The following is a 21,601-nucleotide window of genomic DNA, read 5'->3' as shown; positions in this document are numbered from 1 at the left end:
CTTCATTGTTCTAATTAAGCTGTTTTTTGGTGAGATTCGATCAATTCGATTAAGTGTTGATGTAATTCTTGTACATCATTCACTATACAATCTGCCTGCCAAGAATCTAAGTCATCTTTGTGTTCTAATGGTAAATATCCGTAAGCAGCCAAAATCGTGTACATATTTGCGCTTCGACCTGCATCAATATCACGTGGATGATCACCAACATAAATGCATTGTTCAGCTGGAACATTAATTTGTTGAGCAGCGAGATACATTGGTTCTGGGTCAGGTTTAGTGTGCTTAACATCTTCTGGGCATACGAGAACGGCACAACGTTCAGTTAAGTTTAAGGCTTGAAGTAGTGCCTCACTCAGCCAACGAGGTTTGTTTGTCACAATTCCCCATGGAATATCCCGTTGTTCCAAGTCCTCAATTAAAGGATACATTCCTGCAAAAAGATCTGTATCCACAGCAATATCAGCACCATAGATATCTAGAAAGCGCTGACGATGTGCAAGGAAAATAGGATCATCAACCTGTAATTCAGGATAAACCAATTTCACCATCGCCCGAGCCCCCTCGGAGACCTGAGTTCGGATCAGGGCTGCATCTACGATCTCTCGACCTTCTTCACGACACATTGCTTGAATAATACGAATAAAATCCGCAGCAGTGTCAATTAAAGTCCCATCTAGGTCGAAAAGTACGGCCTTCATTCATTCACCTCATTATGGGTGTAAACCATATAGTTCACATCGACATTTGGGGCTAACCAATAATGTTTAGTTAATGGGTTGTAATGTAAGCCTGTCATATCTTTAAGTTTTAAACCTGCGTTACGAATATCATGCGCTAATTCAGAAGGTTTAATAAATTTATGATAGTCATGAGTTCCTTTTTTCAAAAGACGTAACACATACTCTGCACCGATAATCGCAAATAAATATGATTTTGGATTACGGTTAATTGTGGAGAAGAATACATGACCGTTTGGTTTCACCAGTTTTTGGCATGCTTGAATGATTGACGCTGGATCTGGTACATGTTCCAACATTTCCATACAAGTTACGACATCGTATTGACCAGCTTGTTCTTCAGCCAATTGCTCAACTGGAATTTGACGATATTCGATATTGGTTACGTTTTCTTGTTCTGCATGCAGACGTGCGACATTTAATGGTGCTGCGCCCATATCGATACCGAGGACATCGGCACCACGGCGTGCCATACTTTCAGCCAAAATACCGCCGCCACATCCCACATCTAGGACTTTTTTGCCACTAAGACCACCTGCATGTTCATCAATCCAATTCAATCGTAATGGATTGATTTGATGGAGAGGGCGAAACTCAGAGTGTTGATCCCACCATACTGCAGCAAGTGCTTCAAATTTAGCAATTTCTTGTGGGTCAACATTCAGTTGAGTCATTACAGCCACCTTAGCAAAGTTCGTTTTAATGGGTAGAATTTATATCAGATCTTAGTGTATCGCTAATTCCAAAAAAAGCGATAAATCTTGTAAAAAAGTTCACAGAATCAAAACGATTTTCTCATATTTGTTTTATAGTGAAACCATATGCTAATCAGAATGATTTAGAGGATAAAAACTTAATGAAAAAGGTGGTTTTTAGTGGCGTTGCCGCTGCGGTGCTGATGGCACTTTCAACAGGTGCAATGGCGAACTTTGTTGAAGGCAAAGATTATACGGTCGTGCAAAACCCAGGAAAGGTTGATGTCGCTGGTAAATTGGAAGTACGTGAGTTCTTTTGGTATGGCTGTGGTCATTGCTTTACTTTAGAACCTCATATGCAATCTTGGTTACGTAAAATTCCAAAAGATGTGAATTTTGTCCGTACACCTGCTGCAATGAACAAAGTATGGGAACAGAATGCACGTGGCTACTACGTTTCTGAAGCACTTGGTGTTCGTAAACGTACACATTTGCCTTTATTCCACGCGATCCATGACAAAGGTCAGCAGATTTTTGACCAAAAATCACAAGCGCAATTCTTTACGAAGTATGGTATCCCAGAAGCGAAATTCAATAGTTTATATAATTCTTTCGCAATTACTGCCAAAGTCTCTCAAGCAAATAAATTAGCGCAACAATATCAATTGACGGGTGTGCCAGCTGTTGTAGTAAATGGGAAGTATGTCGTACAAGGTGATAATGGCCGCGTGTTACAAGTGGTTGATTATCTATTGGATAAAGAGCGCAAAGCTAAATAATAAAAAACCCGCATTGAGCGGGTTTTTTTTATGCCTCAGTAGTATTCCAATTCAAAATCCCTTTAAAGATTAATCGTATTTGGGTAATGGACTGTTTTTTGAGTACTAATTTTTGTAATTCAAGCTCCATACCTGAATATTGACGACCTAAGCTAATCCAAGACATTGCCCATGTGAAACATAAATTAATTAAAATATTCGACAACATTTTTAGGTCATCAGCATGATGAAAATTTTGTACGATTTCGAATTTTTGTAGGTCATTGGCCAAATCAGAATTTAGAAACTCAATTTCACGAGCAATCGCACGTCTTACCACTTCAGAGCCACCCCAGCGCTCTGCGATCATAAAAATCCAAGGTTGGGTATTTAAATCGATGGCTTCAAAAAAAAGTTCCATGCTAGTTTCGGCTTTAGCATCAGGGTGGGCTAAACCTTGACCGAGCTGATGAAGTACGGTTTTCAAATATAACGCGACTTGATCCACTAACTCTTGGCCTAATTCATCCATATCTTGAAAATGTCGATAAAAGGCTGTTGGCACCAAACCAACCTCACGTGCAACTTCACGCAGACTAATACTGCTAAATGAACGGCCAGATGTGCTTAAGCGCAAAGCGGCATCCAGTAAAGCCTGACGACTTTGTTGTTTACGTTCATCGCGTATAGACATCTTAAAACCTGAGAAGTGAAGTCGAGATGAGTCTATCAAAAAAATATAAAAATTAAACGACGAATGTCAGTGAACATGTGTTGACTCAATTTTAAAATTAATATAGTGTACACATGTTCACTATTAGAACACTTGTTCACTCAATTAAATTGAAATACAAAAGAGGAACGTTTGAGATGAGTAGTTATCTGTCATATCGTCCTGAATGGATTCGAGAAGATTTCGTCGATTTTATCGCTGAAAAAATACATCCCACTTTGGCTTGGAAAAAAGTCAAAGCATCGCTCGTGAGTCGTCAGGTACTTAGTCACGATTTCTATGAAATTCATTTATGTCCAAATCACAATTTCGATTTTCAACAGATTGAGGCAGGGCAAAGTGTTTTAGTCACAGTCGTAGTTGCAGGCGTGCGTTTACAACGTAGTTATTCGATTGTGGAAATTTCTGCGACAGGCAATGTGGTGATTGCTGTCCGAGCTCAAGGAGTAGTATCGAATTGTTTAAGCCAATTGGAGATAGGTTCTGTCGTGGAAATTTCTCAAGCGCAAGGTGAGTTTACGCTTGAGCCGACTCAACAGCCAATTGTGTTGTTGGCGTCAGGGAGTGGCATTACCGCCATTTATGCATTGCTTACGAAGGCTTTAAACATATTATCTGTACCTATCGATTTAATTTATTTCTGTCGAGATGATGCGTTCCACGTGAAACTACAACAGCTCGCTTCAAAACATGATCATTTTAATTATCACTATTTTAATACACGACAACATAAACAATATCTGACATTGGCGTTGTTAGAGCAGTTAATGCCAAGTTTTAGGCAAGCACAGATTTATGCATGCGGTGCAACTTCGATGATGCAAGCTGTAAATCAAATTTGTCATGAAACGGGGATCAGCAATCAGCTCAAACAAGAGTTTTTTCAAATCCGTGTAGATGAAGAAATTGAAAAACAATCCGTCACGTTTATCCGTAGTCAGAAATCGTTTGAAGCTCAAAAAAGTTTATTGGTGAGTGCTGAAGAGGCTGGATTAAGACCCGCTCATGGATGCCGAATGGGTATTTGTAATGCATGTGTCTGTAACAAAGTGAGTGGCGCTACTAAAAATATGCTCACAGGTGAAATTGAACATGAGCCAAATCGACAAATTAAATTATGTATTAGTCAGGCAGTAAGCCCTGTTGTGATTAATTTGTAATTTAACGGTATCGTATAAGACTGGAGAAAAATAATGAATATGTCACTTAATACAACATGGCAATCAAAATCTAAACATCTGACCGCTGAGCAAATTGAAGCGTTTGGACAACGCGTTGAGCAGATTAGACTCAGTATTATGAATGATTTGGGTGAACAAGATGCCAAGTATATTTATAAGATTCGCAACTTTGTTCGCTATAGCGAGATTGGCTCACGTGCATTGCTGATGTTTGGTGGTTGGATTCCACCTGTTTGGTTGGTGGGTACAGGATTACTGGGCGTGTCCAAAATTGTTGAGAATATGGAGCTTGGACATAATGTGATGCATGGTCAATTTGACTGGTTGAATGATCCTAGTTTAAACGGTGCGACATATGATTGGGATACTATCTCAACAGGCGATGACTGGAAATATACTCATAACTATGTACATCACACTTATACCAATATTGTGGGGATGGATCATGATGTAGGTTATGGCTTACTTCGTGTCTCAGCAGCTCAACGTTGGGAACCAAGATTTTTATTAAATATTCCATTAGCGATTCAATTGATGGTGTTTTTTGAATGGTATGTCGGTGTTCAAAATCTACACTTGGAAGACGCGCTTGTTTATAAAACCAAATCTTGGAAACAAGTGTGGAAAGATGCTGAAAAATTAAGAAAAAAAGTACGACGTCAGGTGGTGAAAGATTATGTCTTTTTCCCGATTATCGCTGGTCCAAATGCGCTTCCTGTCTTCGTAGGAAATGCAGTTGCAAATGTGATTAGAAGTTTATGGTCATCTGCAGTGATTTTTAATGGTCATTTTACTGAAGATGCAGAAACATTTGAGATGGATAATACCGAATATGAAACGAGAGCAGAATGGTATTTACGTCAAATTCGAGGTTCAAGTAATTTTACGGGAACTTCATGGCTGCATATTTTGAGTGGTAATTTGAGTCATCAAATCGAGCATCATTTATTCCCTGATATGCCTGCAAATCGCTATGCAGAAGCTGCGCCAAAAATTAAAGCATTATGTGAGGAATATGGCATTCACTATAATGAAGCAAACTTTATGAAACAATTCTGGAGCGTTTGGGTTCGTTTAGCTAAATGTTCTTTACCAAATGATAAAACAGCTAAAATTTCTCAATCTATAAGAAAACTAAGAGGAATATTTGCTTGAGGACCACTATTTAGTTTAATTCATGAAAGGCATGGAGCATTGATCTGCAAGAATAAAAGCACCTTTAGGAGTCTGATTCAGGTTGCGTTTGAAAAGCTCGAAATCATGTACAGCACTATGACTCGTGCATAAACTCAGAACTTGCTGTGTTCTATAATGGATAATGGCTTGTACTTTAAAAGTATGTGCCTTCTTCTTACCACCAGAGCTTTTCTTCTGTTTTTTTAGGTCTTTGTATTGGAATTTCTGTGGCATCTACGATCACCACATTCCAGTCGATACCTTCGCCTTCAGGCAAACTATTGGGTAAATTAAATAGATTGGACTTGATCAGGCAATCCTCTACGTGGCGGACGATTCTTGAAGCAGTTGGCTCTGATACACCATAACCCGTTGCGACATGAAACAATGTTCGATATTCACGCCAATAACTTAAGTACAGCAGGATTTGATCTTCTACACTTAACTTAGATAGTCTACCTTTAGCAGGTACAAGCATTTTTAGCTGTTCAGCCATTAAATCAAAGGTTGACCATGAGATGCCTGTATATCGCTTAAACTGTGTTTCAGAAAGCTTCTTTGAGTCGATGTATTTCATTCGCAAATTATGCATGAATATTTAAAATTATTCGGTACAAATAGTCAGCAAGGGATAGATCTTTTTTTGATTTATGAAAGAGATCTAGTATCTTATTTCTGAGTACTATTATTTCGAAAATTAAAAGTATAGATGTGAAAAAATGAATATTGGAATCTTATTATTTGATGAGGTTGAGGTCTTAGATTTTGCAGGGCCCTATGAAGTCTTTGCTATTACTACAGATAATCATAATAAAAAGCTTTTTAATGTGTTTACTGTGGCACAAAAACATGAAATTAAAGCAAGAAATGGTCTTGCAGTAAAAAGTGATTACCTCTTAGACAACTGTCCATCTATAGACATTCTCGTGATCCCTGGAGGATATGGTGCTGAAACAGTCGAGCTATATAATACTCATCTATTGAATTGGATAAAATTAAAACATGAAACGTCAAATATCACATTCTCAATTTGCACGGGAGCATTCATCTTAGCGGAGGCAGGGCTACTAGATGGGCTAAATGCTACTACTCATTGGATGGATATTTCACGTCTAGAGGCAGAATACCCTAAAATTACAGTTATGAAAGATGTTAGGTTTGTAGATGAAAATAAGATAATAACTTCTGCTGGGATATCATCAGGGATCAATGCTTCTCTATATGTCGTATCTAAAGTAACGAATAGAGATGTTGCATTGAATACAGCAAGAAGAATGGAATTTGAAACTGACTTATAGATTTTCTAAAATTAAAATAAGACACCTTATGCGAAGTTGGATTAAATCGCTTTTTCTTTTGCTCTCAATGAGCTTTTAGGTATGACTTAATTCTTTCAAAATTTAAGTTTGTCAGATTTAAAACACGGACTTATAACAAAGTTAGATGCCATCAATCTGCTATAATGTACCCAATCTTTTTTTAAGTAAAAATTAGGACGTATTATGCGTATTGACCAGCGTGCATTAGACCAGTTACGTGACGTTAAAATTACTCGAAACTATACACGTTATGCAGAAGGTTCAGTTTTAGTTGAATTTGGTCATACCAAAGTTCTTTGTACTGCCAGTGTTGATAATTCAGTACCGCGCTTCTTGAAAGGAAAAGGCCAAGGTTGGGTGACTGCTGAATATGGCATGTTGCCACGTTCAACCCATACACGCAGTGACCGTGAGGCAGCTCGTGGTAAACAAAGTGGACGTACTCAAGAAATTCAACGCTTAATCGGCCGTAGTCTACGTGCCATGGTGGATTTGAAAAAATTGGGTGAGAACACGATTACAATCGACTGTGATGTTATTCAAGCCGATGGTGGTACACGTACAGCGTCTATTACAGGTGCTGCGGTGGCCTTGATTGATGCTATGAATTCATTACTTGAGAAAAAGAAAATCAAACAAGATCCACTCAAAGGTTTGGTGGCTGCAATTTCTGTTGGTATCTATCAAGACGAAGTACTACTCGACTTATGTTATGAAGAAGATTCAAACTGCCAAACAGACTTGAATGTGGTGATGACTCAGGCGGGTGAGTTTATTGAAATTCAAGGTACTGCGGAAGATAAACCGTTCACGCGTACGCAATGTAACGCAATGCTTGAAATGGCTGAGAAAGGCATTCAAGAGTTAATTCAAAAGCAACAACAAGCACTAGGTTGGTAATTCGCATCTGATAGCATGCCTTGATTGTAAAAAAGCACCTTGATAGAGGTGCTTTTTTTTATTTCATAGATTTGCAATTGAAGCTTAATTGCAGCGTCACGAAAAAAGCGTATCACTGAGTTCGCATAAAACGAGAAGGATAACTACATGCGAGCTTATTTTTTTATACTCATCCTTACACCGAGTATTTTGTTAACAGCTTGTGGGGGAGATGATGATCACCAAACGTCCAAACCGCAACCTTCAGATCCAAGCTGTGAAATCCACTGTGCTCCATAACCATAACAAGAATAAAAACAGGATAATTGTATGAACCGTCGTGACTTTATTTTAAATTCGACAAAGACATTATTGGGTGCATCTGCATTAGCGAGTTTTCCGCTGAGTATTCAAAAAGCTTTAGCAATTAATGCAAAAGTGGAAACTGGCACTATTCAAGATGTGAAACATGTGGTGATTTTGACTCAAGAAAATCGTTCTTTTGATAACTATTTTGGAACATTCAAAGGAGTACGTGGTTTTGGTGATCGATTCACCATTCCATTGAGTGGCAAAAGAGCGGTGTGGGAACAGTATGATGCCAACAAAAATAAAATTTTGCCTTATCACCTAGACAGTTCATTGGGCAATGCTCAACGTGTTTCGGGCACACCTCATTCATGGAAGGATGGTCAAGCCGCTTGGGATTGTGGGCGTATGGGCAATTGGGTGGAACATAAACAACCTCAATCCATGGGTTATTTTAAGAAACAAGAACTCGAGTTCCAGTTTGCGCTGGCGGAAGCATTTACTTTATGTGATGCCTATCATTGTGCCATGCACGCGGGAACTAATCCTAATCGTAAATTTATTTGGACGGGGACCAATGGGCCAACTGCTGCAGGTGTCGCGAGTGTAGTCAATGAGTTTGATAGTATTGGCTCATCAATGATCGGTTACGACTGGACCACGTATCCTGAACGATTACAGCAGGCTGGGATTAGTTGGAAGGTTTATCAAAATATGCCCGATAATTTTACGGATAATCCTTTGTCGGGATTTAAGCAATATCGCAAAGCCAATGAATTATCTGGTAAGCCAGTTAGCCATGCCAATATTTTGTCGCCTGAATATGATGAGCGTATTGATCAACGACAACCTCTCTATAAGGGGATTGCCAATACAATGCCTAAGGACGGCGGTTTATTAGGACAATTTAAACAAGATATCTTAGACGGTAAATTGCCACAGGTGAGCTGGGTGGTCGCACCGGCAGCGTATAGTGAACATCCGGGACCATCAAGTCCTGTTCAAGGCGCGTGGTACATTCAAGAACTGTTAAACACTTTAACGGCAGATCCAGAGTTATGGAGTCAGACGGTTTTACTGGTCAATTTTGATGAAAATGATGGTTTCTTTGATCATGTACCATCGCCATCTGCACCATCAAGAGAAATCAATGAAGCAGGTGATATCGTTAAAGTTCATGGTAAAACCACGTTATCAGAACAAGAGATATCATATGAATATTTCAATCACCCACCTGTATCAGGTTCGATAGCACAGCCTGAATTAAAATTTAAAAATGGTAAGAATGAAAACTTCTGGCATGGTGTGTATGGTCCAGGAGTACGTGTTCCAATGTATATCATTTCACCGTGGAGTCGTGGGGGATGGGTCAACTCTCAAGTCTTTGATCATACTTCAATTATTCAATTTCTTGAGCAACGTTTTGGCGTGCAAGAGCCTAATATTAGCCCTTATCGTAGAGCAGTCTGTGGTGACCTTACGTCGGCGTTTGACTTTAAGACACCTAACTTTAATGTTCTGCCAACACTCCATGGGCAAAGAACAAAACAAGAAGCTGACAATACGCGTCGTTCGCAAGAGCAACTTAGTAAGGTTCCAGTCCCAGCAAATCAACAATTTCCTCTGCAAGAAACTGGAATACGTCATTCTCGAGCATTACCTTATTTATTACATACTAGCGCGCGCGTACAGGTTGCAACCCGAAATATTCAACTGATTTTCGCAAATGGTGGGGAACAAGGTGTGGTTTTCCATGTCTATGACAAACTAGATTTAAATGCTATTCCTCGACGTTTTATGGTGGAGGCAGGGAAACAGCTTGAGGATGTTTGGGAGCTAGTAGATGATCAATATGATCTTTGGGTACTTGGACCAAATGGTTATCATCGAGCATTTAAAGGAAATCTTCACCATCAAATTGAAAGAAATCATTTGCCAGAAATTCGAATTTGCTATGAAGCTTGTCAACCTAAAATAATTTTAAAAATACGGCATGATGGTACTGAAGCCGTGGAGATGATGGTCAAGGACAATGCGTACTACAATCAAAAAATGTGGACTGTCAAAACTCAATCGAATGAGGCTGAACTTCATCTCGATTTAACGGAGTCTTGGGGATGGTATGATTTTAATGTTGTGATCGCCCAACAGCAGAGAGAGCAGGCTTATGAACGTCGATTTGCTGGACGTATTGAAACAGGGCAGCACACATGTACTGATCCTATGATGGGATTATTGCAACCTAAACCTTAAACATGAAGTAAAAAAAGCCGTGAATATTCACGGCTTTTTTCAGAATTGAAAAATTCAGGTATTAAGACAGTTGAAATGAATTAGAGATCCAACCCTTCGGAAGTTGAGGCATTATAAGCTCCTCAGGGCGATTTGGATCTTCATCCAGTTGTTTACCACCGTAAATGACATCATTGTTCTGTCCATTTTGATTTTGATACGTTAACCACGGATAGGTTTTACCAAACCCAACAGGATCTTGGGTGTAATCACAAACACCATCTGGAAAAACTTTTTGTAATCGAGCCCATTGCTCATCTGTAAAGTTAATATTGGGGTAAAGACGACGTGTGAGTGGTTGTAGTTTACATTTATTGGCGTAGGTACTAATTTGATCACCTGCTACCATTCGCGGTGTTTTATAGACCGGTACACGAAGGTTATTGCAGAACCCAGATCTTCGAATCGTTCCTAATGTGATACATGAGTCGTTAAGATTTACTTTATTGCGAGTGAGTTTCTGTGGTAGAGGTAAAGTGCTTGTATCATTTTTTACGCGATCCAACCATTGGTTCATATCATCGAAACTGATTTCTAAACATTTAAGATCGCCAATCATAATGGTATCACCTCCATAAAGAAGCTGATTGTTATGATGTCCGTGTGCTTTGTCTAAACGTGCTCTAATCGCGAATGCTCGGTAAGCATCATGGAAGATCGCTGGATCTGGACCACGACAATCAATAATCGCCACTTGATCTAAATTATTGGCAACATTGATTAAACCAGTTCGATAAGCATTTTTTAAACCTTGCTCCGTGGCATATAACCGTTCGGGAATTGGATTAATATCAATATCAACTCCACCGAGGCGTTCATTTAATAAAACAAATTTTTCAGCATTGATCACACCATCAAATAAGGTTTGAAGCCCGTATTGCACACCGACATTATCAATTGGTAGGTTAGCAAACCCAATATTTCGCTGGTTTTCGACAGGACTCCAAATTTGTCTAAGCTGTTGTGTATTTGGATCAACTTCAGTTGGATTTCTGAGACCCAACAAATTTACAGCAGCCTCTTGAATTGAACAGCGTGTCCCATTCGGATTTGAGGTGGCATTGTACAGTTGTGTTTCTGATATTCCGCTACAAATTGTATTTGGTCGAGCAACATCGAATTGCGCAAGTTCACTGACATAACCATTAATCTCAGAAATATGACCTTGAATATGGTTAATTTGATGAGGGAGGAAAGAGCGGCCTTCTGCTGTTTTAAAATAATTGATCATAATATGATAATCAGCAAACTGAGACGCTGTACTCCATGCATCAGGGAAGGAGCACGTTACTAACAAACCTTGGTATACACCTGGATAAGCGTTAGCTACCCATTGAGATGCGAGCGCGCCACCTGAGCAGCCTTGTCCAATCGTGTAGTCTAAAGTGCCGTATTGTTCGATAAAACGTTCTTTGGCCATAATGATTGATTCAGCTTGAACCGCCAAATTACAGTTATGTCCACTGTTGGATAGCGCCGTAGACATGACGCCATAACCTTTGCCCAAAGCCTTGATGGTAATATCTGGCAAAATAGAAGTTGATGTCGCAACCACGGTAGGTGCAGTTGCAGACTGATAATCATTTCCGCAACTTTGCCCATGGGTTACTAACAGCTTATTATTAAATTGGGGCTGTGGATTCAACGCAGTCCAAGGCTGATTAGGATTAAACAATACAGCAAACCGATATTCATCACGATTTTGATAGCCGACTTCTTCTCGAATGATAAATGGTACTTCTACGCCTGTATCGGTCTTAATTTTGGAAATTAGACCCGCCGAAGGTGGTTTCTCAGGATTGTAGGTCTGTAAAGTTCCGACCAAATTCCGATAGTAGTAATTATATTGAACAGGTTTACGACAAAATAAATCAGTCGAGCCGTTGGTACAGGTCCATGGATTAATTTGAGGTCCAGATAAAAGAGGGCCTGTGGTACTGAAATTTTTTAAATATAAATTTTGAATTTCATTTGGTGTTTCAATTTTAAGTAGATTTTCCCCTAACCGTAATCCATCTAATAGCACTCTATTCTGAGCATTAGAAAAGCGAGATTTGATGTCCTGTCCATTTAAATGAATGCTTATATTTGAGTCATTAAAATTAATCGATGGGTCTAATTCGATCAATACATCATTATCTGTCACAAGATCGGGGCGAGTTGATAAAACAGTCACGAATTCTTTTTCAATTTTATTCGTTGGATTGTCAGGATCAGTTGGATTGGTCGGAGTTGGCTGTGATCCATTACCACCGCCTGAATTCCCCCCAGATTCGCTGGAGCTTTTACAACCGAGGAGTAAGCTGCTACTAATCGCGACGCTTAAAAGCGTATAGATCATTTGCGTTTTCATGTGATTTCCCTAATGTACAACATGGTGGATGCAATCGATCCGATGACTGCATTTCTTTTTATTTATTCACTGACATTCAGCATGGTCTATGCGTTGACACCCTCCTATTATTTAGACAATGCGAACTCATGGCTTTAATTGTATTTATTGACTTCACTATGAATGAAAATTAGGCAGCATTCCATGACAGAAAATTGAATAATTGTAAAATTAAGGCAAATAATTAATTGAAATTTAATGATTTACTTTGCATTCTATAGGTATATTATGATTTTGATTAAAAAATAATCTTAAAGCGTGGAAGGTATCAACTAGGACCTTATAAATTCAAATTTTTTTGTATTCTTGCGATAAAGTTAATGTAGCATCACAGTTTTAAGCAAATAAAAAAAGGAGCAAAGCCCCTTTTTTATTGAGAGATAGGATTGAATCAATTAAGCGTTAAAGCGCATAGATAAATCGATGGCTTTTACATCTTTAGTCAGTACACCCATTGAAATAAAGTCGACGCCTGAAGTAGCAACTTCACGTAAGTTCTCGATGGTAATATTACCTGAAGCTTCTAATTTACAACGACCAGCCACATGCTTGACTGCATCAATCATTTGTTGTTGGCTGAAATTATCTAACATAACGATATCCGCACCAGCATGTAAAGCTTGGTTTAACTCATCCCAAGTTTCAACTTCGACTTCCACAGGTTTACCTGGTGCAATGGCATGCGCTTTGTCGATTGCTTGCTGAATGCCACCTGCAGCCATAATATGGTTTTCTTTAATTAAAAAAGCATCGAATAAACCTAAACGATGGTTTTGACCACCACCTACACCCACCGCATATTTTTGCGCAATACGTAAGCCTGGTAATGTTTTACGTGTATCAAGCAGTTTGGTATTTAAACCTTCCAAATGTTTCACATATTCAGCCGTTTTTGTAGCAACAGCAGAAAGGGTTTGTACAAAATTAAGTGCTGGGCGTTCAACGGTTAACAGACTGCGTGCTGAGCCGGCAAGTTTTAAAATTGCCTCATTGGCTTGAACTTGATCGCCATCTTGCTTTAACCAAATCACATCAACGCTTGGATCATAGGCTTTAATTAAAGCATTCACCCACGGTTGCCCTGCAAGAATCATCGTTTCGCGACTGATAATGGTTGCTGTTGCTTGTTCATCTTCAGGTGTCAGCAATGCGGTGATATCACGCTCACCAATATCTTCTTGCAATGCTTGTTGGATATTGATTTGAATTGATTGTTCAAGCAAAGATTGCGGTATGCTCATAAAATCCCTATTGTAGGCACCAGAAAAATGAGCAATATATTACCATTGCACCTCAAGTAATGGTGCTGTTTTTTTCGTCCAAGTCTTTTCCAAAGATGAGCGTGGATGAATTGTCATAAGTTGCAAACACGGATTGAGATCACACATGTCGAATGTACCCAAGCTTCAAGTGGTAGATGGTGTATTACAAGGTGCAAGATTTATTGCTTCACCAAATTTTAATCAAAGACCAGACCATACTGACATTCAACTGGTGGTCATCCACAATATTAGCTTACCGCCCTCACAGTTTGGAGGAGGCTATATTGAGCAGTTTTTCCAAAATAAATTAGATTGGAATGCACACCCTTATTTTAAAACCATTGAAGGGATGCAGGTCTCAGCACATTTATTGATTTTAAGGTCAGGCGAAATTTTACAGTTTGTTAATTTTAAAGACCGTGCTTGGCATGCAGGACGCTCTACGTACATGGCAAATCCAGAATGCAATGATTATTCGATTGGCATTGAATTAGAGGGTAGTGATGATCAAGATTTTACGAAACAACAATATCAAGCTTTAGTTGAGGTCGTGGCAACACTTCAACACGCTTATCCTAAAATTAAAAGTCATATCGCAGGGCATTCAGATATTGCACCTGGACGAAAGACCGATCCAGGACCGCATTTTCAATGGTGTTATTTTAGAGATCAATTAAAACAACGAAAAATATGATGCTTTGTCGAATGAAATAACAATTTAAAAGCGAAGTTTTATTACAATATCGTCAATCTTTTAAAGTGGTGAATATGATGGCGCTTTGGCGATCCACCTTTATTGTGAGTGCAATGACCATGTTGTCTCGTGTCATGGGGCTTATTCGAGACATGGTGCTGTTAAATGTGTTTGGGGCAGGGAAAGACTTCGATACTTTTGTCGTAGCGTTCCGTATTCCCAACTTTTTTAGGCGTCTTTTTGCCGAAGGTGCATTTTCCCAAGCATTTATTCCTGTTCTCACAGAATATAAAACCACCAAACTCCATGCTGAAGTTCAGATCTTAATTAGTCGGGTATTTGGATGTTTGCTTACCGTAATGACGGCATTAACTTTGCTGTGTATGATTGTTGCACCTGCGATATTGTATGTTTATGCGCCAGGATTTCATGCCGATGCAGCCAAATTTGATTTATCAGTCGACTTATTCCGTCTCACCATTCCCTACCTGATGTTTATGTCGCTGACGGCATTTGCCAGCAGTATCTTAAACAGCTATGGCTCGTTCACCACACCTGCATTTGCGCCAGTATTGTTGAATATTGCAATGATTGCAGGGGCTTTGTGGCTGTCACCATATATGGAAACACCCATTATGGCATTGGGTTGGGCAGTGGTGTTTGCTGGCATTTTGCAATTAGCCCTACAAATTCCGGAGCTTTGGCGCAAAAAACTCCTGATTCCACCCAAAGTTGATTTTAAGCACGAAGGTGTCGAGCGTATTTTAAAATTAATGTTGCCTGCACTGTTTGGGGTTTCAGTCACACAAATTAATTTGCTGCTCAATACCATTTGGGCGTCTTTTATGCAAAATGGTTCTGTGTCATGGCTTTATACAGCAGAACGGATGACCGAATTGCCTTTAGGCTTAATTGGTGTAGCCATCGGAACGGTGATTCTGCCTGCACTCTCTGCGCGTAAAGCTGAACAGGATCAAACTAAATTTAAGGCTATGTTAGATTGGGCTGCACGTGTCATCGTATTTGCTGGTATCCCAGCCAGTATCGCTTTATTTATGTTGTCTACACCGATTATTCAAGCGCTGTTCCAACACGGTGCTTTTGATGCACGAGCGACAGAAATGACCGCTTTGGCATTACAATGTATGAGTGGTGGTGTTTTGGCATTTATGTTGATTAAAGTCTTTGCTCCTGGATTTTATGCGATTCAAGATACCAAAACCCCAGTACGTGTTGGCCTAATGGCTGTTGCAGCCAACGCCATCCTCAATGTGGTTTTTATTGGTATCTTCAAATGGATGGGCTGGGAAGAACTCCATATGGCATTGGCGTTGTCATCTACAGGTTCTGCTTTAGTCAATGCAGGGATGCTATATTTCTATTTACACAAGCGTGAAATATTCCGATTTGGTCCGCACTGGAAAAAGTTATTTTTCCAATTTATGGTGGGCAACGCCGTGATGATCGCAGCCCTATGGTATGGCCTAAGCTGGTATAACCCAGATGTAGCACCGTGGATTCGTGTATTTGAAGTGCTTGCTCTTTGTGTATTAGGTGTGGTTGCCTATGTAATGGGTTTATTTGCGACTGGCTTTAGACCAAGACAGTTAAAACACGGCTAATGCTTCAAACAGACTCTCAATAAAAACATAAAAAAACATCGCTTCCGCGATGTTTTTTTTATAAGTCATGTGAACCTTAAGGCAAAACTTTTAAAAGTTCGACATCAAAGATTAAGGTGCTGTTCGGCTCAATCGCATCGCCCGAACCGATCTCACCATAGGCCAAATCAGCAGGAATAAAGAAGCGGTATTTAGCACCTTCCTTCATGAGTTGTAAGCCTTCAGTCCAACCCGGAATGACTTGACTCACTTGGAATTCAACCGTTTGATTACGCGCGATCGAACTATCGAATACTGTGCCATCGATCAAACGCCCTTCATAATGAACTTTCACTTTTGACGTCGCTTTAGGTGTTTTGCCTTGACCTTGCTGAATCACTTGATATTGCAGCCCTGTTGGTCGTGTGACGATACCTGCTTTCTTGGCATTCTCTTGTAAAAATTGCTGCCCAGATTTTAAATTTTCTGCAGCTAATTTTTGAAATTCAATCAGCTGTTTCGATTCGCTTTGCTTTTTGTATTTGGTTAAAGCCTGCGCCATTTCTTGATCGGTTAAACTCGATTTTTGACCGGTTGAGCCTTGTTTCAATCCTTCAATAAAAGCATCCAAATTAATATCTTTTAATGTATCCGCATTAGTGCGTCCCATCACATAGCCATAGCTATATCCGAGCTGATCTTTTTCAGTACTTTTATTGCTAATGTTTGCCGCAAATGAGGCAGAGCTGAGGATCAGCAGACTGCTTAATATAGAGATTTTTTTCATCATTCAAATCCAAAAAAGGAGAGCTGAAGGCTCTCCTTTTGATTAACTTATTTGACTTCGATTAAGTCAACATCAAAAATGAGTGTGCTGTTTGGTGGAATCGTACCAGGAACACCCTGTTCACCATAAGCCAGATTTGATGGAATATATAAGGTTGCTTTACCGCCTTCCTTCATCAATTGTAGGCCTTCGGTCCAACCAGGGATGACCTGATTCAACGGAAATTCAATCGGTTCACCACGTTCAACCGAGCTATCAAAGACTTTGCCATCAAGTAATTTACCGGTGTAATGCACTTTAACCACGGAGTTTGCAGCAGGTTGTTTGCCTGTACCTTCTTTGCTGACGAGATACTGCAAACCAGAAGCAGTTGTTTTAACATTCGGTTTTTTTGCATTTTCAGCAAGGAAGCTATTGCTTTGTGCATTGGCAGCTTTAGAGTCTTCGACTTTCTTTTCTTCTAATTCTTTTTGTAAAGCCACATAAGCAGTTTGTAGTTCTTCATCGGTATAGGCACGTTCTTTTTTAGCATGCGCTTCACGGACACCGACAATAAACGGATCAATGGCAACTTCAGGAGGAGTTTGGCTGGCAACTTCATAACCCAGTGCATAACTGATTTTATCAATCGGTTTTGCATCAGCAGTCATGCTAGAAACTGTCGCAGATGTTGGATGTTGACTTGCATAATAAACAGGGACGAGCGCAGCACCGCCTAAAACGACAGCAACAGCGATGGGTAAAGCTTTACTCATGAGATTTCCAATTTTTTTCAATTATATGTGCGACATTCTAAAATCGCGGAACCAAAACAGCATAGCGTCAATTCACTTTCAGCGATATAGAATTTCAATGAAATCAACAAAATTTCACAAATATAAAGTGTTTGATCGGCATAAAAAAAGCCTGAATAGATCAGGCTTTTATTCAACAATAATTAATCATTGTCCTTTGAGGCTTTATATGCATACGCATAGTTATAGCCATATCCGTAACCATAACCGCCAGCACTACGTTGAATGTCATTTAAAATAAAGCCATTTACTTTCACACCGGCTTGTTCGAAACGATTGACTGTGATTTCGAGTTCTTTCATTTGTGTCTTCGCATAGCGAGCAATGACCAGATTTACACCTGCATATTGCGAAATGATAATACCGTCAGTCACCGCAAGTATAGGTGGCGTGTCAATGATCACATGATCAAACTGTGTTGAAAGCTGTTCAAGCAACTGTTTGAAATTTTCAGAACTCAACATCTCCGATGGATTGCTCGGACTCTTACCACGAGTGATCACACTTAAACCAGAGACTTCAGTGTCTCGAATAATATTTTGTAGAGAGTGCTGATCAGTCATGTAATCAGTCAAACCTGGCTGTGTGTCGATATTGAAATATTTGTGTAGATAACCACGACGTAAGTCAGCATCAATAATCAAAACACGTTTGTCGGCTTGCGCTAATATTGTTGCTAAATTGGTTGAAATAAATGATTTACCCACTTCAGGTGCAGGACCAGAAATCATAATCACATTATTTCGAGCTGAACTCAGCGCAAAATGAATCGCCGTGCGCATACTGCGTAAACTTTCAATCGCAATATCATCGCTATTCTTAATGGCAAGAATTGGGATTTTCTTATGCTTTTTCAGCATCTTAATTCGGCTTTCTTGTACTGGCGAACGCGGTACTGTTGCATAAACCGGTAGATCTAATTCATTTTCAATTTGACTAGAATCTTTGATGCCTGAACGCATCATATTACGTAACAGCGCCAGAAGTGTCCCGAGGAAACCGCCAACAAATATCGATAACACTAAAACAATCAGTTTCTTGGGTTTAATTGGTTCAATTGGTTCTACGGCCGTATCAACAATACGAACATTGCCAATTTCCCCCGCTTTCGCAATACGAAGTTGTTGGTACGAATTCAGCAAAGCTGTATACAACTGTTGTTTGACTTCAACTTCACGGAATAACTGTAGATAGCGACGTTGCAAGTCAGGGAGTTGTTTTAAGGTGCCATCCAATTCATTGATTTTTTTATTGATCGCACCAAGTTGAGCGTTCATTTGTTGCATGATTGGATGTTCATTGGTGTATTTCGCACCCGCTTCAGCCACTTTTTGCTCAAGTTCAGCTTTTTGTGTTTCTAAAGCAACGCTTTGTGTTAAATACAATTCAGATTCTTTGGTGACATCAACCGTATTAAAGCCTTGACGGAATTTGTTAAATTCACGTTCGGCGACATCCAGTTGTTGTTTTAGTTCTGGGAGTTGTTCATCCAAGAATTTCAATGTTTGAGCTGTTTCAGCAGAACGTCGTTCTACATTTTGCTGACTATACGCATTTAAAATCGTATTCAGGACTTTTGTAATGTGCTCTTTATCTTGACCTTGATAGTTTAGCCCTAGAACTCCAGTCATTTTCCCTTTTTCAGCCACTGAATAGTTGGCCAAAAGTGATTTCATCGCAGCTGGTAAAGATTGTTTGGTGATGAGATAGCCGTCATTCAATTGATCTTGTGTGCGAATCTCAACTTTCCATACGCCATCACGGGTAGAGCTTTGATTGAGTTGGTTTACTGAACCTTTTAGCACCACTTCTTCGGTTTTTATATCCGTCAGGGTAAATTGTTTCTCAGTAAAATTAAGTGCCAATGCACGGTCACGAAATTTCTGAGGAACATGGAAATGGGGAATCGCAAAAGATTGTTCGTCATCGTTAAAAATTACAGATTGACGTGAATAGTTGGTCGAATAGTCATGTGGTGCAAACAACCGATCGAAAAATGAGTTTTGAGTTCCTTCAATTTTCAAATCAAGATTCAATTGATTGATCACTGAGCCGAGGACTAATCGAGATTTCAGGATTTCAATTTCTGCTTGAGCAGGTTGTTTCTGCTCAATCATACTTGATAGATCACCCAAAAGTGCTGCAGAGGCACCTTTGCTTTCTTCAACTTGAACCAAAGCATCTACAGAATAAGTATCTGGTGTTGTACGTAAGTAGAGTAGGGCACAGACCAGACTCAAAATCACACATAAGGCAATCAATTTCCATTGTGCGATTAATGAAAAAAATAATTCTTTTAAATCAATTGTATCTTCGGTATTCGCGGTTTGACTCATAATCTTTATTCAAAATATTAAAGGTGTTTTTTCCAATCAGCGATACAATTCTGAATCAACTGACAGGTGTCATTAAAGAATGCTTGATCGTGTTGATAGGGATCCGCAATATTTTTTTCACGCCAGTGCCCCAAGCGAAAGGTTTTTCCTTTTGCGTATGGCCATGTTTGTTCGATATGCTTCTGTTGGTTCTGGCTCATGACAAGAATCAAATCCGCATTTTTGACCAATTCAGCATTCAGTTTACGCGCCACATGATCTTGCATATTTATACCGAAGTTTTGCATACATTGTAATGCTTTATCATCTGCTGGATGGCCAACTAGACCAGAAATACCAGCAGAGTGAATTTTTCGATCAGGGTATGCATCTTTTAGGAAATACTCTGCCATGGGGCTTCGACAGATATTTCCAATACAGACCACTAAGATATTTTTAAAATTCATTAATTCCCCAAACGATCTAAATTATATAAAGCATTGGAGAAAGGAATAACCTGGTTGACCACACGTTGCCAGCGCGTTAGACCCGTTGCATCGACATAAACAATATCATTACTTTGCATTTTAAACTGATTGGCGAGACCAAAATTAGCAATGCTAGACAGATCCATATGGAAGATTTCAGTCATCGGTGAGTCACTTTGACTTCTAACGACGTAAATTTTACTGCTGCTTGCTGACAATGGATTCAGGCCTAAGCTCTCCCCAATCACATCACTCAAAGTCATGCCTTGATCACGCATCGGCAGGGACTGGTTTTTACCTGACTCACCCATGACATAGATTTTTTGGTTTTCGCGAGAGTTGACATAAATCGTATCGTTAGCTTGCACCAAAAGATTGTGTAGCGAAAACCCTGCTTTCTCAAGTTCAATCGAATTTAAATTATAAGTTTGACCATTTCGAACGAGGCTAATCGATGTATTCGCACCAAATTGTGTGTTGACGCCACCAGCTAAGCCAAGCGCCGTATAGATACTGGTGGGTTGATCATTTAGTGTATATTGACCACCTTTCATGACATTGCCCTGTACTGAATAACGTTGACCTTGGTAAGACAAAACTCGAGCGATGACATCAGGTGTTTTTAAATAACGGGCAAGTAACTGACGAAGTTCTTGATTCACTTGATCTAAACTTTTGCCAGCCGCTTTATAACGTCCAATAATCGGAAATTGAATATACCCACGAGAGTCGATTTGATAGCCGTTAGATTTAATGGCTTCTTCATTATTAATGGTATTGGTGGGCGGTGTAATTTCTGGATATGCCCATAGATAAATGGATAATACGTCACCAGCACTGAGTAGATATTGTTTTTGATTTTGTAGAAACAAATGTCCCAAATCTTGGTGAACATTGACTTGTGCAGGTTGAACAGCAAAAAGGGACTCTTGAGTGAGTTTGATGACATTGACTTGAGTGCCCAAATCCGTCTGAAAAACACCTTCTTCAGGTAAGTCATAGGTTTGAAGACCTGAGGTAACAGCACATCCTGTAAAGCTTAAACTTAATGCCAACAGCAAACTATAACGATAGTGACTCACTCGTATTCCTATATTGTATACATTTATGATTATTCAAAAATTAATCTTAACTTAACTAAATAAAGTTAAGCGACATTTTATACCAATTAAAACAATAAATATAT

The 21,601-nt window shown here is 39.4% G+C and carries 20 protein-coding genes; 8 read left to right on the top strand and 12 right to left on the bottom strand.

From position 1 onward, the window contains the following. Positions 1-14: 14 nt before the first annotated feature. Positions 15-701 carry an HAD family hydrolase gene (locus tag AC1M86_RS13000; RefSeq protein WP_035268813.1) on the bottom strand — a complete coding sequence of 229 codons (687 nt, stop codon included), beginning with the start codon at positions 699-701 and terminating at the stop codon, positions 15-17. Continuing rightward, the gene (ubiG, locus tag AC1M86_RS12995; RefSeq protein WP_035268814.1) at positions 698-1,414 is read right to left on the bottom strand and encodes a bifunctional 2-polyprenyl-6-hydroxyphenol methylase/3-demethylubiquinol 3-O-methyltransferase UbiG; all 717 of its coding nucleotides are present in this window, start codon (positions 1,412-1,414) and stop codon (positions 698-700) included. Before ubiG ends, AC1M86_RS13000 begins: the two co-directional genes overlap by 4 nt. Positions 1,415-1,596: 182 nt before the next feature. Between ubiG and AC1M86_RS12990 the strand changes: the two genes are divergently transcribed. Further along, positions 1,597-2,214, top strand: a complete 618-nt coding sequence (locus AC1M86_RS12990) for a thiol:disulfide interchange protein DsbA/DsbL (protein ID WP_180000355.1) — start codon at positions 1,597-1,599, stop codon at positions 2,212-2,214. Between the two features lie 28 nt (positions 2,215-2,242). On the opposite strand, the gene AC1M86_RS12985 is transcribed toward AC1M86_RS12990, so the two are convergent. Then, a complete protein-coding gene (locus tag AC1M86_RS12985) occupies positions 2,243-2,887 on the bottom strand; it encodes a TetR family transcriptional regulator (RefSeq protein ID WP_180028924.1) in 645 nt (214 codons plus the stop codon). 176 nt (positions 2,888-3,063) lie between these two features. Between AC1M86_RS12985 and AC1M86_RS12980 the strand changes: the two genes are divergently transcribed. Continuing rightward, positions 3,064-4,086: a flavin reductase family protein gene (locus tag AC1M86_RS12980; RefSeq protein WP_481608135.1), complete on the top strand. Its 1,023-nt coding sequence runs from the start codon at positions 3,064-3,066 to the stop codon at positions 4,084-4,086. A 33-nt stretch (positions 4,087-4,119) separates the two neighbouring features. Beyond that, entirely contained in the window at positions 4,120-5,262 is a 1,143-nt protein-coding gene (locus AC1M86_RS12975; protein WP_481608134.1) for a fatty acid desaturase family protein, read from the top strand. Between the two features lie 15 nt (positions 5,263-5,277). On the opposite strand, the gene AC1M86_RS12970 is transcribed toward AC1M86_RS12975, so the two are convergent. Further along, complete coding sequence (locus AC1M86_RS12970) at positions 5,278-5,517, bottom strand: transposase (protein ID WP_481608133.1); 240 nt, start codon at positions 5,515-5,517, stop codon at positions 5,278-5,280. Further along, positions 5,459-5,860, bottom strand: a complete 402-nt coding sequence (locus AC1M86_RS12965) for a transposase family protein (protein ID WP_481608132.1) — start codon at positions 5,858-5,860, stop codon at positions 5,459-5,461. The genes AC1M86_RS12970 and AC1M86_RS12965 overlap by 59 nt, the downstream gene beginning before the upstream one ends. Positions 5,861-6,002: 142 nt before the next feature. Here AC1M86_RS12965 and AC1M86_RS12960 point away from each other — a divergent pair, with 142 nt between their 5' ends. The 3 genes from AC1M86_RS12960 to AC1M86_RS12950 all read left to right on the top strand — a co-directional run bounded on the left by AC1M86_RS12960 (position 6,003) and on the right by AC1M86_RS12950 (position 10,043). Next, entirely contained in the window at positions 6,003-6,581 is a 579-nt protein-coding gene (locus AC1M86_RS12960) for a DJ-1/PfpI family protein (protein ID WP_481593763.1), read from the top strand. 204 nt (positions 6,582-6,785) lie between these two features. Beyond that, entirely contained in the window at positions 6,786-7,502 is a 717-nt protein-coding gene (gene rph, locus AC1M86_RS12955) for a ribonuclease PH (RefSeq protein ID WP_035270511.1), read from the top strand. A gap of 309 nt (positions 7,503-7,811) precedes the next feature. Beyond that, positions 7,812-10,043, top strand: coding sequence for a phosphocholine-specific phospholipase C (locus AC1M86_RS12950; protein WP_481608131.1), 2,232 nt, complete (start codon positions 7,812-7,814; stop codon positions 10,041-10,043). A gap of 61 nt (positions 10,044-10,104) precedes the next feature. Here the strand turns inward: AC1M86_RS12950 and AC1M86_RS12945 are convergent, their stop codons facing one another. Together AC1M86_RS12945 and nadC are read right to left on the bottom strand one after the other, a co-directional pair. Then, positions 10,105-12,435: a DUF6351 family protein gene (locus AC1M86_RS12945; RefSeq protein WP_481608130.1), complete on the bottom strand. Its 2,331-nt coding sequence runs from the start codon at positions 12,433-12,435 to the stop codon at positions 10,105-10,107. 434 nt (positions 12,436-12,869) lie between these two features. Further along, positions 12,870-13,715, bottom strand: coding sequence for a carboxylating nicotinate-nucleotide diphosphorylase (gene nadC, locus AC1M86_RS12940; RefSeq protein ID WP_481608129.1), 846 nt, complete (start codon positions 13,713-13,715; stop codon positions 12,870-12,872). Positions 13,716-13,860: 145 nt separating this feature from the next. Between nadC and ampD the strand changes: the two genes are divergently transcribed. Both ampD and murJ read left to right on the top strand, forming a co-directional pair. Beyond that, on the top strand, positions 13,861-14,430 hold the full coding sequence (gene ampD, locus AC1M86_RS12935; protein ID WP_481608128.1) for a 1,6-anhydro-N-acetylmuramyl-L-alanine amidase AmpD: 570 nt from the start codon (positions 13,861-13,863) through the stop codon (positions 14,428-14,430). 68 nt (positions 14,431-14,498) lie between these two features. Continuing rightward, positions 14,499-16,052 (top strand): murein biosynthesis integral membrane protein MurJ, encoded by a 1,554-nt coding sequence (gene murJ / locus AC1M86_RS12930; protein ID WP_481608143.1) that lies wholly within the window; start codon positions 14,499-14,501, stop codon positions 16,050-16,052. 76 nt (positions 16,053-16,128) lie between these two features. Here murJ and bamJ (AC1M86_RS12925) read toward each other — a convergent pair whose 3' ends face one another. The 5 genes from bamJ (AC1M86_RS12925) to AC1M86_RS12905 form a co-directional block, all read right to left on the bottom strand. Further along, complete coding sequence (bamJ, locus tag AC1M86_RS12925) at positions 16,129-16,818, bottom strand: BamJ family beta-barrel-assembly machinery protein (protein WP_481608127.1); 690 nt, start codon at positions 16,816-16,818, stop codon at positions 16,129-16,131. A 47-nt stretch (positions 16,819-16,865) separates the two neighbouring features. Next, on the bottom strand, positions 16,866-17,573 hold the full coding sequence (bamJ, locus tag AC1M86_RS12920) for a BamJ family beta-barrel-assembly machinery protein (protein ID WP_481608126.1): 708 nt from the start codon (positions 17,571-17,573) through the stop codon (positions 16,866-16,868). A gap of 182 nt (positions 17,574-17,755) precedes the next feature. Then, a complete protein-coding gene (locus tag AC1M86_RS12915) occupies positions 17,756-19,948 on the bottom strand; it encodes a polysaccharide biosynthesis tyrosine autokinase (RefSeq protein WP_481608125.1) in 2,193 nt (730 codons plus the stop codon). Positions 19,949-19,965: 17 nt separating this feature from the next. Then, positions 19,966-20,394, bottom strand: a complete 429-nt coding sequence (locus AC1M86_RS12910; RefSeq protein WP_481590661.1) for a low molecular weight protein-tyrosine-phosphatase — start codon at positions 20,392-20,394, stop codon at positions 19,966-19,968. Then, positions 20,394-21,497 carry a polysaccharide biosynthesis/export family protein gene (locus tag AC1M86_RS12905; RefSeq protein ID WP_481590662.1) on the bottom strand — a complete coding sequence of 368 codons (1,104 nt, stop codon included), beginning with the start codon at positions 21,495-21,497 and terminating at the stop codon, positions 20,394-20,396. The genes AC1M86_RS12910 and AC1M86_RS12905 overlap by 1 nt, the downstream gene beginning before the upstream one ends. Positions 21,498-21,601: the final 104 nt, after the last annotated feature.

Source organism: Acinetobacter sp. ANC_7654 (assembly GCF_056779855.1).
This window is presented reverse-complemented; position numbering and strand designations above follow the sequence as displayed.

What these genes read in the sequence shown, in the direction of transcription:
- nadC (WP_481608129.1), bottom strand. Translation starts at nt 13,715, where the DNA reads ATGAGCATACCGCAATCTTTGCTTGAACAATCAATTCAAATCAATATC.
- AC1M86_RS12950 (WP_481608131.1), top strand. Translation starts at nt 7,812, where the DNA reads ATGAACCGTCGTGACTTTATTTTAAATTCGACAAAGACATTATTGGGT.
- ampD (WP_481608128.1), top strand. Translation starts at nt 13,861, where the DNA reads ATGTCGAATGTACCCAAGCTTCAAGTGGTAGATGGTGTATTACAAGGT.
- rph (WP_035270511.1), top strand. Translation starts at nt 6,786, where the DNA reads ATGCGTATTGACCAGCGTGCATTAGACCAGTTACGTGACGTTAAAATT.
- AC1M86_RS13000 (WP_035268813.1), bottom strand. Translation starts at nt 701, where the DNA reads ATGAAGGCCGTACTTTTCGACCTAGATGGGACTTTAATTGACACTGCT.
- AC1M86_RS12965 (WP_481608132.1), bottom strand. Translation starts at nt 5,860, where the DNA reads ATGAAATACATCGACTCAAAGAAGCTTTCTGAAACACAGTTTAAGCGA.
- bamJ (WP_481608126.1), bottom strand. Translation starts at nt 17,573, where the DNA reads ATGAGTAAAGCTTTACCCATCGCTGTTGCTGTCGTTTTAGGCGGTGCT.
- AC1M86_RS12990 (WP_180000355.1), top strand. Translation starts at nt 1,597, where the DNA reads ATGAAAAAGGTGGTTTTTAGTGGCGTTGCCGCTGCGGTGCTGATGGCA.
- AC1M86_RS12970 (WP_481608133.1), bottom strand. Translation starts at nt 5,517, where the DNA reads ATGCCACAGAAATTCCAATACAAAGACCTAAAAAAACAGAAGAAAAGC.
- ubiG (WP_035268814.1), bottom strand. Translation starts at nt 1,414, where the DNA reads ATGACTCAACTGAATGTTGACCCACAAGAAATTGCTAAATTTGAAGCA.
- AC1M86_RS12985 (WP_180028924.1), bottom strand. Translation starts at nt 2,887, where the DNA reads ATGTCTATACGCGATGAACGTAAACAACAAAGTCGTCAGGCTTTACTG.
- AC1M86_RS12960 (WP_481593763.1), top strand. Translation starts at nt 6,003, where the DNA reads ATGAATATTGGAATCTTATTATTTGATGAGGTTGAGGTCTTAGATTTT.
- AC1M86_RS12915 (WP_481608125.1), bottom strand. Translation starts at nt 19,948, where the DNA reads ATGAGTCAAACCGCGAATACCGAAGATACAATTGATTTAAAAGAATTA.
- AC1M86_RS12975 (WP_481608134.1), top strand. Translation starts at nt 4,120, where the DNA reads ATGAATATGTCACTTAATACAACATGGCAATCAAAATCTAAACATCTG.
- AC1M86_RS12945 (WP_481608130.1), bottom strand. Translation starts at nt 12,435, where the DNA reads ATGAAAACGCAAATGATCTATACGCTTTTAAGCGTCGCGATTAGTAGC.
- bamJ (WP_481608127.1), bottom strand. Translation starts at nt 16,818, where the DNA reads ATGAAAAAAATCTCTATATTAAGCAGTCTGCTGATCCTCAGCTCTGCC.
- AC1M86_RS12980 (WP_481608135.1), top strand. Translation starts at nt 3,064, where the DNA reads ATGAGTAGTTATCTGTCATATCGTCCTGAATGGATTCGAGAAGATTTC.
- AC1M86_RS12910 (WP_481590661.1), bottom strand. Translation starts at nt 20,394, where the DNA reads ATGAATTTTAAAAATATCTTAGTGGTCTGTATTGGAAATATCTGTCGA.